Below are 15701 nucleotides of genomic sequence, written 5' to 3'. Positions count from 1 at the left end.
CGGGCGCTCCCTCCCTCGCTCCGGTGGATGTACACCGGTCTGCGCGGGCGCCTGGTGATCACTTTTACCCTGATCGCCGTCACCGCCTCCGCGGTCGTCGCGGGAATCGGCTACGAGTTCGTCAAGAGCCGCATGATCGGACGTGCCGAGCATGTGGCCGTGAGCGACGTACGCGACACCCTGGAGGGCATCAGGGTGCCCGTCGGCGGACTCTGGCCGGGAGACGGCCCACCGACCGACGAGGAGATCAGCACGCTGCAGAGGAGCCTGCGTCCCCAGGGCGGCAGGGTGGTGGTCCGCTACGAGGAGTACGTCTACCCCGACGGCGACTTCGGCACCAAGGACGTCCCCGGTGACCTCTCCGCCAGGGCCACCCAGCGGATGGTCGCCAAGCGCATGACCATCCGCGGCGACATGTGGCTGCTCATCGGCACCCCCGTCTGGCGGATCGAACCCATACACACCGCGCAGCCCACCGGGATGATCGTCTACGTGTTCGCCCCTCTCATCGAGGAGGATCGGCTCCTGAGCGGCCTGCGGCAGCCGCTCGCCGTCGCCGGCGTCGCCATGCTGATCATCGCCCTCTCCCTGGGCCTGGTGTCGGCCAGGCAGCTCCTGCTGCCGGTGAGGCGGCTCGGCTCGGCGGCCCGAGCGCTCGGAGCGGGCCACCTGGACACCCGCCTGCCCGTACACGGCCAGGACGAGCTCGCCGAGCTCACCGCCACGTTCAACGACACCGCCGCCGCCCTGGAGCGGAGCGTCACCGAGCTGCGCTCGCTGGAGGCGATGTCCCGCCGTTTCGTCGCCGACGTCTCCCACGAGCTCAGGACCCCGCTCACCGCGATGACCGCGGTGACCGACATGCTCTCCGAGGAGGCGGAGCGCCTGCCACCCGAGCCCGCGACGGCCGTGCGGCTCGTGCTGCGCGAGATCGAGCGGCTGCGGACCCTGATCGAGCAGCTCATCGAGGCGAGCCGGTTCGACTCGGGCACGGCCACACTGAACGTGGACACCGTGAACATCGTGGATGTGGTCTGCGACTGCCTGGACATGCGCGGCTGGTCGGACCGGGTACGGGTGAACGTGCCGGAGGGACTCACTTTCTCCGTCGACCCCAGGCGTTTCGACGTCATCGTCGCCAACCTGGTGGGCAACGCCCTGCGCCACGGTGAGCCCCCGGTGATGGTGACCGCCCGCAGTACCCCGAACGGCCTGGAGGTGAAGGTGCGCGACCACGGCAAGGGCATCCCTGCGAAGGATCTGCCCTTCGTGTTCAACCGTTTCTACAAGGCCGGCGCCCGGGGTGACGGCAGCGGGCTCGGCCTGTCCATCGCGCGGGCCAACGCCCAGCTGCACGGCGGCACGATCTCGGTCCGCGCGCAGCGGCCGGGAACCCTCTTCACGGTCTGGCTTCCCCCGGCATGAGACGGCTCACCCGCCCGTACGCCCCGACGGCCCCGGACAGGAGGCGGCCGGCCCTCCCGACCGTCCCCCACGGGAGACGACGGCCCACCCTCCTGATCGCCCTCGGCGGAAGACGGCTCACCCCCATGACGTCCCTCGGCAGGAGGTGGCTCGCCCGGCCGGCCGTCCCCGGTGCGAGGTGGCTCGCCTGCCTGCTCTCCGCCTCCCTGCTGCTCGGCGGATGCGGCATCTCCCCCACCGAGGTCCAGGACTACGGCCGTCCGCCGGTGATCAGCTACAGCCCCACCTGGGTGACGGTCTATCTGCTCCGCGACGGCCGGCTGGAGCCCGTCAAGATCCCGGTGGTCTCCGACTCGGCCAAGAACATCATCGACACGCTCTTCCGGGCCGGCAAGCAGCCGCCGAAGGCGGGGCTGACCAGCGCGCTCAACGACTTCAGCCACTACGACACCAAGACGACCCGCTACTCCGACAACACCGACAACACCGATCAGCGCAACGAGCCGAACGACAACCTGGGTTACCGGCTGAACGTGATCATCACGGGCCAGGGCAAGGTCACCAAGGAGGCCCTCGCCCAGATCACCTGCACCATCCGGCAGAACAAGCAGGAGAGCATCTGGAGCGTCGAGGTCACCCGGCTCTTCCCCGGTACCCCGGAGACGATGGGCGACCGGGGCTGCTTCGAGTTCCGCAATCTCGCGGCCCCCGGCGTGCGGCTGCCGCCCTGACAGACCCCGTACCTCCACCCGGGCCAGGCGCGTACCGGGCACCGGAATCCCACGAACGCCAGGGGTACGGACACCGGAATCCGCGGGCGCCCCGACGCGCCGGCCGCCACCGGAGGCGCGGAGCCACAACGCGCGGAGCGCGGTCGCGGGCCCGTACGGCCCCGCGACCGCGCTCCGGCGGCGTCCGACGCCCCGTCACATCGTGATGTCCTCCAGCATCTCGGTGACCAGCGCCGCGATCGGCGAGCGCTCGGAGCGGGTCAGGGTGACGTGCGCGAACAGCGGGTGTCCCTTGAGCTTCTCCACCACCGCCACGACGCCGTCATGGCGCCCCACCCGCAGGTTGTCGCGCTGGGCGATGTCGTGGGTGAGGACGACCCGGGAGTTGGCGCCGATCCGGCTCAGCACGGTGAGCAGCACCCCGCGCTCCAGCGACTGCGCCTCGTCCACGATGACGAAGGCGTCGTGGAGCGACCGGCCACGGATGTGGGTGAGCGGAAGCACCTCCAGCATGCCCCGGTCCATGACCTCCTCGATCACCTCGGGCGTGGTGACCGCGCCCAGGGTGTCGTAGACCGCCTGCCCCCACGGGCCCATCTTCTCGTTCTCGGAACCGGGCAGGTAGCCCAGCTCCTGGCCGCCGACGGCGTACAGGGGGCGGAAGACGATGACCTTGCGGTGCTGACGGCGCTCCAGGACCGCCTCCAGGCCCGCGCAGAGGGCGAGCGCGGACTTGCCCGTACCCGCCCGGCCGCCCAGCGAGACGATGCCGACCTCGGGGTCCATGAGGAGGTCGAGCGCGATCCGCTGCTCGGCGGAGCGGCCGTGCAGGCCGAAGACCTCGCGGTCGCCGCGTACCAGCCGTACCGACTTGTCGGGCAGCACCCGGCCCAGCGCGGAACCCCTGCTGGACAGCAGGCGCAGGCCCGTGTGGGTGGGCAGGTCGCGGGCGTCGACCACGTCTGCCGTGCCGTGCTCGAAGAGGGTCTCGACGTCATCCTCGGTCACCTGGAGCTCGTCCATGCCGGTCCAGCCGGACTCCACCACGAGTTCGGCGCGGTATTCGTCCGCGGCGAGCCCGATGGAGGCGGCCTTCACCCGCATCGGCAGGTCCTTGGAGACCAGCACCACGTCGTTGCCCTCGGCGGCGAGGGTCTTCGCCACGGTCAGGATGCGGGTGTCGTTGTCGCCGAGCCGGAACCCGACGGGCAGGATGGACGGGTCACTGTGGTTGAGCTCCACCCGGATGGTGCCCTCGCCGATCGGCATGGGCTCGTCCAGACGTCCGTGTGTCACCCGGAGTTCGTCGAGGTATCTCAGCGCCTTGCGCGCGAAATATCCGAGCTCTGGATGATGGCGTTTGCCCTCCAACTCGGTGATGACGACGATCGGGAGGACGACCTCATGCTCGGCGAAACGGCTCATCGCCGTTGGATCCGCCAGGAGCACCGAGGTGTCCAGGACGTACGTGCGCCGCTGCACTGCCGGCGACGTGGGTGAGGACGAAGGGTTTGCCACGCGTTCTCCCCCGGGCACCATGCACGGCGCCCTGCCATGAGCTGGGATGCGGACCGGCCAGGGGCCCGCTCACGAGAACGTCGAGCAGGGACCGTTGACCGGCCCTCCTCAGCAGGTCGTGACGCAAAGGCGGGCCCTCTCCGGCGTAGGTGAGCTGTGCTCCCCTACTTCTTACGGTACGTCCTGAATGCCCGACTTCCAACTGCTTAAGACTGACCGAAAGGGGTCGTTCATGTGGAATTTCAGGAACCGTACCTGCGGTGTCGCGCGGCGTAGGAGCGGAGAGCCCGCAAGAAGTCGACCCTGCGGAAGTCAGGCCAGTAGGCCTCGCAGAAGTAGAATTCGGAGTGAGCGCTCTGCCAGAGCAGGAAGCCCGAGAGCCGCTGCTCCCCCGATGTCCGGATGACAAGATCCGGATCGGGCTGACCGCGCGTGTAGAGATGCTCCGCGATGTGCTCGACATCGAGGACCTCGACGAGGTCCTCGATACTTGCGCCCTTGCTCGCGTGCTCCTGGAGAAGGGAGCGCACCGCATCAGCGATCTCACGCCTTCCTCCATACCCAACAGCAACGTTCACAATCAAACCGGGACGATGTGATGTCGCTTCTTTTGCGTTTTTGAGCACCCGGGCCGTGTGATCAGGTAAAAGATCAAGCGCGCCCATGGGCTTGATGTGCCATCCGTCGGCCACGAGTTCCTGGACCACGTCCTCGATGATCTTCACCAGGAGGTCCAGCTCGTCCTTGGAGCGGTTGATGTTCTCGCTCGACAGCAGCCACACGGTGACGACCTCGACACCGGCCTCGCGGCACCAGCCGAGCAGCTCCGAGATCTTGTCCGCGCCCTTGCGATGCCCGCGGCTCACGTCGTCGATGCCCATCGAGCGCGCCCAGCGCCGGTTGCCGTCGACGATCACGCCGACGTGCCGGGGAACCATCTCCTTGTGACGGGACAGCTTCGACTCAAGCCGGCGTTCGTACAGCCGGTAGACGAGATCTCGCACGCCCATTGAAGCCCCTCCCTCAGCACTGCCACGAATGGGCACTGACAGGCAATTATCACCGCCCCGCGGACCTCTCGGCCCCCTCTACAGGGATCTGGCGGCCTTGCCCAGGTTGGGAGATCTCAGGCACTCCTCGGCCTCCGCGACGAGCGCCTCCACGAAAACGCCCAGTTCGGAGGAGGTCAGAACGGCGCGCATCCCCATCCCGTCGCTGCCCCACGCCTCCAGGAACGCCCTTCTGGTGACCCGCCACTCTCCACCGGGCCCCCGCCGCCCCGGCACCCAGATCGGGATGGTCCGCAGCTGGCAGCGGAGTTCGCCCCCGCCGACGACACCGTTCCTGGCCCGGTAACGAAAGGCGAACAGTTCCTCGTCGCCGGGAAAGCGGTCGTCGGGGTCGGGCCACCGGGCCTCGTGACCCGCACGCGCCTCGGCGACCCCTCGCGCCAGCCTGGTGAGGAACCAGCCGCACCGCTCGCCCACCGTGCCGTACAGCGCGCCGTCGCGGTGGAGCCGCAGGGTGATCTCGTACGGCGTACCGGCACTGTCACGGCACGCCACTGGCGTAACGGTCAGATAAGAACCATCAAGACAACGCAGTCCCCCCACCTCAGAGAGGGTATCCCGCCCCAGTCCGCCAAAACATGATCAACGCCATCCATGTCCCCGCCATCCGGGCGACGGCCCCGGCGCACATCCCCAAAACCGCGTCACCCGGGCGTCCCCACCCACGCACCTCCCCAAGACCACACCACCCCGGCGGCGCCGCCTCGCACACGTCCCCGAGGCGGCGTCACCCGGCCTGTCGGGGGTCCTCAGGAGCCGCCCCCGCCGCAACCTCCTCCGCCGCCGCAGCCGGAACCCGAACCGGAGTCGCCGTAGCCCCCGCCGCAGCCCCCGCCGCCACCGTCGTGGGAGGAACCCCCCGAGGCACCGGAGGCGTCGCCACGGCGGGAGGAGCCGCGCCGCGGCGCGCGAGGCGGCGGCGGGCCTTCCATGGACAGGATCCCCGCCAGCCGCCCGTCCTCCCACTGCTTCAGACCGTGCAGGGCGACGCCCAGGATGTTCAGCTCGTCATGGTCGACGTGGTCTCCGGCGCGGGGTGGCAGGGACCTGTCCTCGCGGTGGCGCAGGCGGTAGTGGGCCAGCGCGGTCTTCCCCGCACGGTTGGGGTGGGTGGGGTCGGCCCGTCCCGAACCGGGCGCGTCGATCAGCCCCAGGTCCCTCAGCCGCGCGACCAGCATGGTCACCGCGGCCCCCTGGGCGACCCCGTTCCTGATCGCCCAGACCGGCACGCCGCCCGCCTGCCCCCTGAGGTGGTCGAGGACCTCGGTCTGCACCGGCTGGGTGAGCACGCCGACCTGGCCTGACACCTGCGTCAGCCACCCGTCGCGCCGTACCCTCACCGCCCCTACGGCGGTCAGCGAGGCGAGCGCGGTGTCGGCCACCCTGGACCGGCCGCCCGCGAGCAGCGCCAGCTCGTACGGCGTCAGCTCGGGCCCCTCGTAGACGCGCGAGGGGCGCATGGCGAGGCGCAGCGCGATCAGCCCCGCCACTCCCAGAAGCGCGAGACCCACCACGACGACGATCTGTACGGTCTGCATGACGGCCTCCGGGATGGTCCCTGCCTGAGGTTCACTACCCGGTGGACGAACGGGGAGGACCAGAAGTTTCTGCCGCGCCCCGTCCGGCACGACCGATATCGGTCACCCGGCTCGGCACCTCCGGTTCGGCGACTCCCGGCTGAACACATCCGGCTCGAAGGCACCCGGTAAGGCGCCGTTAAGACACCCTGTTACGACAGGCGCCCGGCCCAGCGCAACCAGCTCGGCGCACCCGGCCCAACACACGCGGCCCGGCGCACCCGGCTCAGCGGCGTCCTCCGAAGAGCCACCATCGGCGGGGCGGGGGGCCGGGTTCCGGGGCCACGGGTTCCTCCGGCAGCCGCCCCGCCGCGCGGAGGTGGTCGGCGAAGTCACGGGCATCGGCGTGGGAACCGCCCTGCGGCTTGGGACGGCCCCTCGCGTAGGCGTCGAACTCGCCGGCGAGGCCGTCGCCGAGCAGCGCGGCCAGATCTGGCCGCAGTCTGGCCACGGTCCTGCGCCGCTTGGAGATCAGGCCGGCCTCCTGGATCCGCAGCCGCTCCCGGTCGAAACCCCGGGGCGCCTCCTCTCCGGCCACCAGGGCCGCCACCAGGGCCGCCTGCGCCTTGGCCAGCGCCTCCCTCGCCCCGTCCTCAGACACGGGCCATCGCGCCGCGGATCCGGTCGAGCTCCCCTGCCAGGGCGCCGTCGCTGGGATAGTCGTCGTCCCATTCGAGCAGCACACCGGGCGGCTCGACCCGCGCGCACAGCTCGGAGAGGATGTCCAGCACGTCCGCGGGGACGTGGGCGGTGTGGGTGTCGTGCCACAGCCCCCGGTGGGAGTGGCCCCCGGCGACGTGAACGTAGGCCAGCTCGGACAGCGGCAGGCCGTCCAGCGCGGCGACGGCCGACAGCCCCAGGTTGACCTGGTTCGTGTAGAGGTTCGCCACGTCGATCAGGAGCCCGACGCCCGTCATCTCCACCAGCTCGCCGAGGAAGGCGGCCTCGGTCATCTCGTCCTCCGGCCAGCCGAACAGGGCGGCGACGTTCTCCAGGGCCAGCGGCACGGGGAGGGCCTCCTGCGCCCGTCGCACGTTCTCGGCGACGACCGAGAGCGCGGCCCGGGTGCGCGGGACGGGAAGCAGGTGCCCGGCCTCCATCCCGCCCGCCCGTACGAAGGCGAGGTGTTCGCTGACCAGCGGCGCGTCCAGGGCTCGGGCGCAGTCCGCCAAATGCGCCAGCCGCCGCGGGTCGGGGGACTCGGCGCCACCGATGCCGAGCCCGACACCGTGCGGGATCACCGGTGTCCCGCGGGCACGCAGCACCCGCAGTGACTCGGGGAGCCGGGAGGGGTTCACGTTCTCCGCGATGACCTCGACGAAGTCGACACCGGGCAGCCGCTCCACGGTCAGGTCGATCTCCGGCCGCCAGCCGATGCCCACCCCCAGCGCCCGAGGCTCAGCCACCGCACCCGCCACCGCCGCACCCGCCACCACAACCGGAGCCGCCGCCGTCACTCGACCCGCCGCTGTCACCCGACCCACCGGAGTCGCCCCAGCCGCCGGAGCCGAAGTCGCCACCACCTCCGAAGGAGAAGCCGTCACCGGAGTTCGAGCCGCCGCCGCAGGCGCCCGTGGCGCAGCTGTTGGAGGCGCCCGCGGTCTGACGCTGCAGTTCCTCCTCCAGTCCGGGCTCGTTGAGTTCGCTCAGGCCGTACAGGGCGACGGGAATGCCGACGGCGAAGGCCAGATCGGGCACCAGCGGGCGGCTGCCTCGCGCGTGGGCTTTGCGGGCGGAGGCGAGCACCTGGTGGCCCGCGTTGCTCAGGGCGTCGCGCAGGGCCCGCTTCTGCCGCGAGTAGGCGGAGAAACCGCCGATCGCCGAGACCATGCCCACCAGGAGCGCGAAGGTGCCCAGTCCTCCGGTCGCCCCGGCGAGCAGGATGCCCGCCACGACGATCAGCTCGATGATCGAGGCGATCTGGAGCCGGCTGAGCAGCGCCTGCGCGTGGTCGAGCGCGCCCTCGGGCACGAGTAGGCCGAGCCCCAGCAACCGGTAGCGCAGACTCTCCACGCCTCGCCCCTCGGCCACCACGCGGCGGACCTCACTCACGGGGGCCGAGCCTCCGCGCAGGTGGAGCGCCTCCATGACGGCGTGCTCGACCGGGTCGGGAGAGGGTTTGGCGCCCGCGACCAGGCTGGTGTGTCCGCCTCGCGAGACCCGGATCACCCCGGCCCTGGCCAGCAGGCCGAGCGCGGTGTTGATCACGCGGCGCGGCCCTCCGGCGAGATAGGCGAGCTCGTACGGGTTCGGCGGTCCGCCGTAGTGGCCGACCATGGCCGAGCGAACCCGGCGGTGCTCGCGGCGCACCGTGAGGGCTGTGGAGAGGATGACCAGGCCGACGACACAGGCGATGACGAAGAGCGAGAACTCCATGTCCGCCTCCTCGGGGGGAAAGGTGGGCCACAGGAGCGGCGTCCCGTGCACTCAGATGGACGCGCACAGCCTGGCAGAAGTTTCGCCCGACTTCGACGGCGAGTCAGTGAGATGTCGGTCACCAGGCGAAATGCGGCCACCCGCCCCGAGTATGACGAAGACCGGAAGCCTCGGCTCCCGGTCTCCGTCACGCCCGGATGGCACGGCCCTTTCAGCCCAGGCGGGCGACGAGGGCCTCGTGCTCCTCCCAGAGCTCTCCCGGCAGGTGGTCGCCGAAGGTCTGGAAGAAGGCGGGCATGAGCGACGCCTCTTGCCTCCAGATCTCCTCGTCGACGCTCAGCAGCGTCCGCATGTCCTCGTCGGAGACGTCGAGGCCCTCGGTGTCGAGCCGGGCGGGGAGCAGGCCGATGGGGGTGCGTACCGCCTCCGCCTCGCCGTTGAGGCGGTCGACGATCCACTTGAGAACGCGGGTGTTCTCTCCGAAGCCGGGCCAGATGAACCTGCCCTCGTCGTTCTTGCGGAACCAGTTCACGTAGTAGACGCGCGGCAGCCGCGCGTTCTCACGTCGGCCGATCTTGAGCCAGTGGGCGAAGTAGTCGCCCATGTTGTAACCGCAGAAGGGCAGCATCGCGAACGGGTCGCGGCGCAACTCGCCGACCTTGCCCTCTGCGGCGGCGGTCTTCTCCGAGGCGATGTTCGCCCCCACGAAGACGCCGTGCCGCCAGCTGAAGGCCTCCGTCACCAGGGGGACCGCGCTGGCGCGGCGCCCGCCGAACAGGATCGCGGAGATCGGCACGCCCTCGGGGTCCTGCCACTCGGGGGCGATCGTCGGGCACTGCGCGGCCGGGACCGTGAAGCGGGCGTTGGGGTGCGCGGCGGGCTCGCCGGACTCCGGCGTCCAGTCGCGGCCCTTCCAGTCGGTCAGGTGCGCCGGGGGCTCGTCGGTGAGGCCCTCCCACCACACGTCGCCGTCGTCGGTGAGGGCGACGTTGGTGAAGATGCTGTTGCCCCACAGCGTCTTGACCGCGTTGGCGTTGGTGGACTCGCCGGTTCCGGGGGCGACGCCGAAGAATCCCGCCTCGGGATTGATCGCGCGCAGCTGCCCGTCGGCGCCGAAACGCATCCAGGCGATGTCGTCGCCGATCGTCTCGACCTTCCATCCGGGGAGGGTCGGCTGGAGCATGGCGAGGTTCGTCTTCCCGCAGGCGCTCGGGAAGGCCGCCGCGACGTAGCGCGTCTCTCCCGAGGGCGGGGTGATCTTGAGGATGAGCATGTGCTCGGCGAGCCAGCCCTCGTCGCGGGCCATCGTGCTGGCGATGCGCAGGGCGTAGCACTTCTTGCCGAGCAGGGCGTTGCCGCCGTACCCGGAACCGTAGGACCAGATCTCGCGGGTCTCGGGGAAGTGGCTGATGTACTTGGTGGGGTTGCACGGCCACGGCACGTCGTCCTGGCCGTGCTCCAGCGGGGCGCCGACCGAGTGGACGGCCTTGACGTAGCCGCCGCGCTCCTCGATGAGCCGCAGGGCGTCCTCGCCCATGCGGGTCATGACGCGCATGGACACGACCACGTACGGCGAGTCGGTGATCTCCACGCCGAGCTGGGAGATCTCACCGCCCAGAGGGCCCATGCAGAACGGCACCACGTACATCGTCCGGCCGCGCATGCTGCCCTTGAAGATCTCGCCGAAGGTACGGCGCATCTCGGCGGGAGCGATCCAGTTGTTGGTCGGCCCCGCGTCCTCCTCACGCTCGGAACAGATGTAGGTCCGGTCCTCGACCCTGGCGACGTCGCTGGGGTCGGAGGCGGCGTGGAAGCTGTTCTGCCGTTTGGAAAGGCGCGTGAGGGTGCCCTGCTCGACCAGCAGGTTCGTCAGGCGGGTCCATTCGGCCTCGGAGCCGTCGCACCATTCGATCCGGTCCGGCTGGGTCAGCTCGGCGATCTCCTTGACCCACCCCGCGAGTTCCTCGTGGCTGGTCGGGCTGACGGCGGTGGCATCTACGGTAACGGACACTACTTGGGCTCCTTTACACTTCCCGGGACCAAGGCATCATTGACGACCGGACCGCGTCCAATCCAATTGGCGTAGACCACTGAATTAACGCGATCATGCGTCGCGACACCCTAGACCCGACGCCCCTGTCGACGTATGCCCAGGCAGGAGACGCAGGGTTTTGAAACCCCTACCCAAAAGAAGTGACTCTAAAAAAGCCGTTCCGCCAGTGGTATAGGCCAATGAGAAAGGTCTAAACCAATCATCGGACAGGTTCAGACCAATTTTTTCGCCATTTTCCCCGCTGGGGTCAGGAATTCACGTCCGGTCCTGCGGCCCGTACACGGTCGACGTGTTGCAGCGCGTCCCGCAGATCCGCCAGCCAGGTGTCGGTGTGGTTGCCCACCAGACGCACGCACCAGGCGAGCGCGTCGCTGCGACTGCGGGCCACTCCGGCGGCGACGAGAGTGTCGAGCACCTGGCGCTCCGACTGCTTGAGCCGGGTCATGACGGGCACCGAGAGTGTGGTGAACATCACCGTCTCGTCACCGACCGCGACGCCCCAGGAGACCTTCCTGCGGAAACGATGCTCGGCCTCCAGCGCGATCTCGACGCGCCGCTCCCTCGTCTCCTCACGGAAACGCAGGATGCCGCCCTCCACCGCGGCGGAACGCTCCACCTCCGAGACGTCGTCACCGAGCTCGGGAGCCCGGAGCCTGCCGACCACCGCGATCTCCTCGCGGTCGAGCACGATCTCCACTCCACCCTCGAACCACTCCGCGGGCAGCCTCCCCAAGAACCAGCCGCGCAGCTTCTCCACTGCTTCATCATTTTCCATGTAATTTAGATTACATCGCTTCGTAGATCGAAGCCAGCATCGCGAGGGAAGACCGGAGAGGCGCCCGCAGGCGAGGAAACGGAGTGGGCCCAAGTCAGGCCCCCGGGTGAGCGAGGCGAGTGCCCTCGGGGGCGATCGAAGTCGCGCGCTCGGCACCGGGCCGGCGGCCCCGTCGGCACCACCGGGCTAGCGGACCCGGGCGGCGACCCCCGGGCTGATCCGGACGGCCCCGGCGAAGTTGCGGGTGGTGACGGGGACGAGCTTGACCACGTCGCCGGTCCTGGGGGCGTGCAGCATCTTGCCGTCTCCCCAGTAAATGGCCACGTGCGAGACGTAGCCGGGATTGGTGGGGTCGTGCCGCCAGAACAGCAGGTCACCGGGCTGCGCCTGGGCGAGCGGGATCTGGGGCCCGGAGACGAACTGCTGGTGCGTCACCCGGGGCACCTTGATCCCCGCCTGCGCGTACGCCCACTGGACCAGGCCCGAGCAGTCGAAGCTGTCGGGGCCCTCGGCCCCCCACACGTACGGGCGGCCGAGCTTGCCGATCGCGGCGGTGAGGGCGGTCGTGACCTGCGGGGCGGTCATGAAGGAGCTCGCGGACCAGGTCGTCGTGGTCTTGCTGGGAGCGGTGGTCCTGCCGGGAGCCCGCAGCACCGGGTTGATCACCGCGACCTGTGCCCCCTTGGGCAGGGCCCGCAGGAGGGTGAGGCGCAGCTTCGTGGAGTCGGCCTTCGGCGCGCTCACCACGAGCGCGTTGTTCTCCGGGATGCCCAGGGCGCGGGCGGTCGGCCGGGAGACCACGGCGTCGATGGCGCCCATGCCCATCGTGGCGTAGGCGCCGACGCGCAGCTCGCGCCCGGCGGTGGTGAAGGTCTTGCCCAGCGGCATGCCCCCGTCGTTGCCCAGGACGAAGGAGACGGCGACCTCCCCCGCCGAGACGTTCCGCCAGAGCCGGTCGGAGCGCGCGGTCGGTTTGGGGGTGTACGCGCGGAACGTCGAGGGGTTCACCCCGAGGGTCTGCACCCGCTTGCCGTCCAGGACCACCTCGGCGGCGTCGGCGCGCTCCACCGCCCGCACCCCGGAGACCTGGGCGACCTTGGCGACCACGGCCGCGCTGAGCGGCCTGTTCGCGACGACGAACAGGTGCGGCTGCCGCATCGAGGTGAGCGGCGCCACCGGTTCCGGTGAGCTACCGCCCTGCCCGCCCTGGACGGGTTTGGCCACCTGGGTCGGCAGGGTGGCGACGGACTTGCGCATCGTGATCGTCTCCGGCTTGGTCTCCGGCATCTGGGTGAAGACCATCAGACCGGTGGCCAGCAGGCCGACGAGCAGGACCGCCAGGATCGGAACGGCCCGCCTCATCAGGCGGGCGGTGCGGTGGCTGTAGCGGGGACGGGGGCTGTAGGCGAGGTCCTGCCGGGCTTCCCGGATCAGGTCGGAGACACGTGGTCGCCGCTTGAACACGACACATCCCCTTCCCCACGAACTCCAGCCCTACGAGCGTGCCGCAGGCGGTCCCACGATGCATGCAAACCTACTGAAAAGCACCCAATCTGCAATGCAGCCGCAAGTCTTGCGAAAGACTGTCAAATCTTCCGACACACGGCAATCCGCCGGGACGCCCGTCCCGGCGGATCAGCGAATCGATCAGGGTTCGCGGAGGTCAGTTGCCGATGTACGGCACGGCCTCAAGGATCTCGACCGTGTTGGAACGGCCGTTCGGCATCGTGTAGGTCGCCTTCTCGCCGATCTTCTTGCCGTTGATCGCCGAACCGAGCGGCGACTTGGGCGAGTAGACGTCGATCGGGGCGCCGCTCTCCTCGCGCGAGGCCAGCAGGAAGGCGACCTCCTCGTCGTCGCCCTCGAAGCGGACGGTGACCGTCATTCCAGGGCCGACCACGCCTTCGGTGCGGGGCGCCTCACCAACCTTGGCACTGTCCAGGATCTGGCGGAGATGGAAGATCCGGGCCTCCATCTTGCCCTGCTCGTCCTTGGCGGCGTGGTAGCCGCCGTTCTCCTTCAGGTCGCCCTCTTCGCGTGCCGCCTCGATCTTCTTGGCGATGTCAACGCGCCCGGGCCCCGAGAGGTGCTCAAACTCAGCCTTCAGGCGGTCGTACGCCTCCTGAGTGAGCCAGGTGACGCTCTCGTTGTGGGAGTCGGCCACGGGTTCTCCTTGCTTCCTCGGGGGCTTCGTGCTTGGTGCCTGGGGGTGCGGTCGGTCGAATCTCGAAAGGCTAACAAGTTAACCCTCCGATCGCCTCCCCAAATGTCTCACTATACGAGATAGCAGTACTGGACATGAACGGAAGTGGCCGGAGCACTGGTCTCTAGCCGTTCGGTAAGCCGAACATACCCCTCACCAGCCGGAATATTGACCTCCTTGCTGCCGACCTCGACGTGGCTGACATCGGTGGCCCGCAGGCGGCAGAGCGCCGCACGATCGGATGGTTTGACCGTTTCGAAGGTGATCTGCACAGAATCGCCGCGACTGGTGTCGAATGCGATGACCTGGTCGATCACCTCCGTGTCCCCCTTCGCCGCCCACATCACGTAGCCCCACCCTCCGGCGCACACGACGCAGAGGATCGCGATCACGGCGTGCACGACGAAACGCCCCCTGCGCTCCGGGCGGTCGGGAAAGTCGCCCGGGGTGCCGAGGACGGGACCGTCCCGACGGCCCTTCTCGGCTTCGCTGGTGGCCATGACGGAATCTCCCTGCACTACCTCGGTGTTATCCGAGACAATTGTCCCCTGCGAGGGCCTCGCCCTCGCGACCGCCCAAGAGAAACTAACCTCTCCCTAGAGTGACGTAAGCCGAGGGCGCGCGGGGGCACCACGTCGAGCGGAGCGGAAGACACGGCCAGGCGGGCCGTCCGCGAGGCGACCGGCGACGATCCGACGCGCGACCGACATAAGGAGACACCGAGCCCGTGAGTGCACCGCTCAGGCTGATGGCCGTTCACGCGCATCCCGACGACGAGTCGAGCAAAGGCGCCGCCACCATGGCACGCTACGTGGCGGAGGGCGTGGACGTGCTGGTCTGTACGCTCACCGGAGGCGAGCGCGGGTCGATCCTGAACCCGAAGATGGATCGCCCGGAGATTCTTGAGAACATCGGCGAGGTCCGGCGCCTGGAGATGGAGCGCGCCCGCGAGATCCTCGGCGTGCGGCAGCGCTTCATGGGTTTCATCGACTCCGGCCTGCCCGAGGACGAGAGCGAGCCGCTGCCCGAGGGCTGCTTCGCCCTGCAGCCGCTGGAGATCGCCTCGGCGCCGCTGGTGGCGGCCGTCCGCGAGTTCAGGCCGCACGTGATCCTGACCTACGACGACGACGGCGGCTACCCGCACCCCGACCACATCATGACCAACCGCGTCTCGGTCGAGGCGTTCGAGGCGGCCGGCGACCCCGACCGCTACCCGGGCACCGGCGAGCCCTGGCAGCCCATGAAGCTCTACTACCACATGGGCTTCACCAAGGACCGGTTCGAGGCGCTGCACGAGGCGATGAACGCCCGCGGCATCGGCTCCCCGTACGCCGACTGGATCTCCCGCTGGGAAGATCGCCCGCAGAAGTGGCCGGTGACCACCCGGATCCCCTGCGGCGACTACTTCGAGCTCCGCGACGAGGCGCTGCTCGCACACGCCACGCAGGTCGACCCGGACGGCTTCTGGTTCGTCTGCCCGCGCGACCTGCAGCGCGAGATCTGGCCGACCGAGGACTACCACCTGGCCCGATCGCTCGTGGACGTCGGGCTTCCCGAGGATGACCTGTTCACGGGCATCCACGCGGAGGTCCCCGCGGACACGGTCTCGCACGCCTGCCACTGACGCGACCGTGGGGTGGCGGTGGCAAACTTGACATGTGATTGCATTCGACATCGTCACCAAGGGTGACGTCAGTCCGGGCCTCCTGGGCTTCCTCGTCATCGCCGGTCTGGGGTTCGCCCTCTACATGCTGGTCAAGTCGATGAGGAAGCAGATCTCCAGGATCGAGGTCCCCTCCGAGGCCGAGCTGAGGGAGCAGAAGACCGACGTCACCACCACGACGCCGACCGCTCCCTAGCTCCGACGACCCCGCGCACCTCCGGCGTGCCCGGGGTGATCGCCCACGTCTCCGGCCCCACGGCCCCGACCGGCCACCGTGCGACACGCACGGCAGAGGGCCGAACCGAAACCC

At 69.5% G+C, this 15701-nt stretch carries 16 protein-coding genes; 4 read left to right on the top strand and 12 right to left on the bottom strand.

Annotated features, from left to right (window positions below):
- The first annotated feature begins 27 nt into the window (after positions 1-27).
- Entirely contained in the window at positions 28-1425 is a 1398-nt protein-coding gene (locus tag ABZ664_RS16395; protein ID WP_362509523.1) for a HAMP domain-containing sensor histidine kinase, read from the top strand.
- The gene (locus ABZ664_RS16390) at positions 1422-2156 is read left to right on the top strand and encodes a hypothetical protein (protein WP_362509520.1); all 735 of its coding nucleotides are present in this window, start codon (positions 1422-1424) and stop codon (positions 2154-2156) included. Before ABZ664_RS16395 ends, ABZ664_RS16390 begins: the two co-directional genes overlap by 4 nt.
- A gap of 195 nt (positions 2157-2351) precedes the next feature.
- On the opposite strand, the gene ABZ664_RS16385 is transcribed toward ABZ664_RS16390, so the two are convergent.
- The 12 genes from ABZ664_RS16385 to ABZ664_RS16330 all read right to left on the bottom strand — a co-directional run bounded on the left by ABZ664_RS16385 (position 2352) and on the right by ABZ664_RS16330 (position 14228).
- Positions 2352-3695 carry a PhoH family protein gene (locus tag ABZ664_RS16385; RefSeq protein ID WP_362509517.1) on the bottom strand — a complete coding sequence of 448 codons (1344 nt, stop codon included), beginning with the start codon at positions 3693-3695 and terminating at the stop codon, positions 2352-2354.
- A 221-nt stretch (positions 3696-3916) separates the two neighbouring features.
- Entirely contained in the window at positions 3917-4684 is a 768-nt protein-coding gene (locus ABZ664_RS16380) for an isoprenyl transferase (RefSeq protein WP_362510049.1), read from the bottom strand.
- A 78-nt stretch (positions 4685-4762) separates the two neighbouring features.
- Entirely contained in the window at positions 4763-5239 is a 477-nt protein-coding gene (locus ABZ664_RS16375; protein ID WP_362509515.1) for a hypothetical protein, read from the bottom strand.
- A 254-nt stretch (positions 5240-5493) separates the two neighbouring features.
- On the bottom strand, positions 5494-6282 hold the full coding sequence (locus ABZ664_RS16370) for a TIGR04222 domain-containing membrane protein (protein WP_362509512.1): 789 nt from the start codon (positions 6280-6282) through the stop codon (positions 5494-5496).
- 265 nt (positions 6283-6547) lie between these two features.
- On the bottom strand, positions 6548-6922 hold the full coding sequence (locus tag ABZ664_RS16365; protein ID WP_362509509.1) for a hypothetical protein: 375 nt from the start codon (positions 6920-6922) through the stop codon (positions 6548-6550).
- A complete protein-coding gene (locus tag ABZ664_RS16360) occupies positions 6915-7727 on the bottom strand; it encodes a DUF692 domain-containing protein (RefSeq protein WP_362509506.1) in 813 nt (270 codons plus the stop codon). The genes ABZ664_RS16365 and ABZ664_RS16360 overlap by 8 nt, the downstream gene beginning before the upstream one ends.
- Entirely contained in the window at positions 7720-8697 is a 978-nt protein-coding gene (locus tag ABZ664_RS16355) for a TIGR04222 domain-containing membrane protein (RefSeq protein WP_362509503.1), read from the bottom strand. Before ABZ664_RS16355 ends, ABZ664_RS16360 begins: the two co-directional genes overlap by 8 nt.
- Positions 8698-8908: 211 nt before the next feature.
- On the bottom strand, positions 8909-10708 hold the full coding sequence (locus ABZ664_RS16350; protein WP_362509500.1) for a phosphoenolpyruvate carboxykinase (GTP): 1800 nt from the start codon (positions 10706-10708) through the stop codon (positions 8909-8911).
- Positions 10709-10997: 289 nt separating this feature from the next.
- Complete coding sequence (locus tag ABZ664_RS16345; RefSeq protein ID WP_362509497.1) at positions 10998-11525, bottom strand: hypothetical protein; 528 nt, start codon at positions 11523-11525, stop codon at positions 10998-11000.
- A gap of 186 nt (positions 11526-11711) precedes the next feature.
- On the bottom strand, positions 11712-12989 hold the full coding sequence (locus tag ABZ664_RS16340; protein WP_362509494.1) for a C40 family peptidase: 1278 nt from the start codon (positions 12987-12989) through the stop codon (positions 11712-11714).
- 199 nt (positions 12990-13188) lie between these two features.
- Positions 13189-13689, bottom strand: a complete 501-nt coding sequence (gene greA / locus ABZ664_RS16335) for a transcription elongation factor GreA (RefSeq protein ID WP_350950305.1) — start codon at positions 13687-13689, stop codon at positions 13189-13191.
- Positions 13690-13799: 110 nt separating this feature from the next.
- Positions 13800-14228, bottom strand: coding sequence for a DUF4307 domain-containing protein (locus ABZ664_RS16330; RefSeq protein WP_362509492.1), 429 nt, complete (start codon positions 14226-14228; stop codon positions 13800-13802).
- Positions 14229-14455: 227 nt separating this feature from the next.
- On the opposite strand from ABZ664_RS16330, the gene mca reads away from it, so the two are divergent.
- Both mca and ABZ664_RS16320 read left to right on the top strand, forming a co-directional pair.
- Complete coding sequence (gene mca, locus ABZ664_RS16325; RefSeq protein ID WP_362509489.1) at positions 14456-15352, top strand: mycothiol conjugate amidase Mca; 897 nt, start codon at positions 14456-14458, stop codon at positions 15350-15352.
- A gap of 34 nt (positions 15353-15386) precedes the next feature.
- A complete protein-coding gene (locus ABZ664_RS16320; protein ID WP_350950386.1) occupies positions 15387-15587 on the top strand; it encodes a hypothetical protein in 201 nt (66 codons plus the stop codon).
- Positions 15588-15701: the final 114 nt, after the last annotated feature.

This window comes from Streptosporangium sp. NPDC006930 (genome assembly GCF_040635605.1).
Classification (GTDB): Bacteria; Actinomycetota; Actinomycetes; order Streptosporangiales; family Streptosporangiaceae; genus Streptosporangium.
Note: the sequence above shows the minus strand (reverse complement) of the source record. Positions and strands in the feature narration are given on the sequence as shown.

Bases quoted from the DNA above. Each gene is read 5' to 3' on its own strand.
- ABZ664_RS16395 (WP_362509523.1), top strand. From the start codon at position 28: ATGTACACCGGTCTGCGCGGGCGCCTGGTGATCACTTTTACCCTGATC.
- ABZ664_RS16390 (WP_362509520.1), top strand. From the start codon at position 1,422: ATGAGACGGCTCACCCGCCCGTACGCCCCGACGGCCCCGGACAGGAGG.
- ABZ664_RS16385 (WP_362509517.1), bottom strand. From the start codon at position 3,695: ATGGTGCCCGGGGGAGAACGCGTGGCAAACCCTTCGTCCTCACCCACG.
- ABZ664_RS16380 (WP_362510049.1), bottom strand. From the start codon at position 4,684: ATGGGCGTGCGAGATCTCGTCTACCGGCTGTACGAACGCCGGCTTGAG.
- ABZ664_RS16370 (WP_362509512.1), bottom strand. From the start codon at position 6,282: ATGCAGACCGTACAGATCGTCGTCGTGGTGGGTCTCGCGCTTCTGGGA.
- ABZ664_RS16355 (WP_362509503.1), bottom strand. From the start codon at position 8,697: ATGGAGTTCTCGCTCTTCGTCATCGCCTGTGTCGTCGGCCTGGTCATC.
- ABZ664_RS16345 (WP_362509497.1), bottom strand. From the start codon at position 11,525: ATGGAAAATGATGAAGCAGTGGAGAAGCTGCGCGGCTGGTTCTTGGGG.
- ABZ664_RS16330 (WP_362509492.1), bottom strand. From the start codon at position 14,228: ATGGCCACCAGCGAAGCCGAGAAGGGCCGTCGGGACGGTCCCGTCCTC.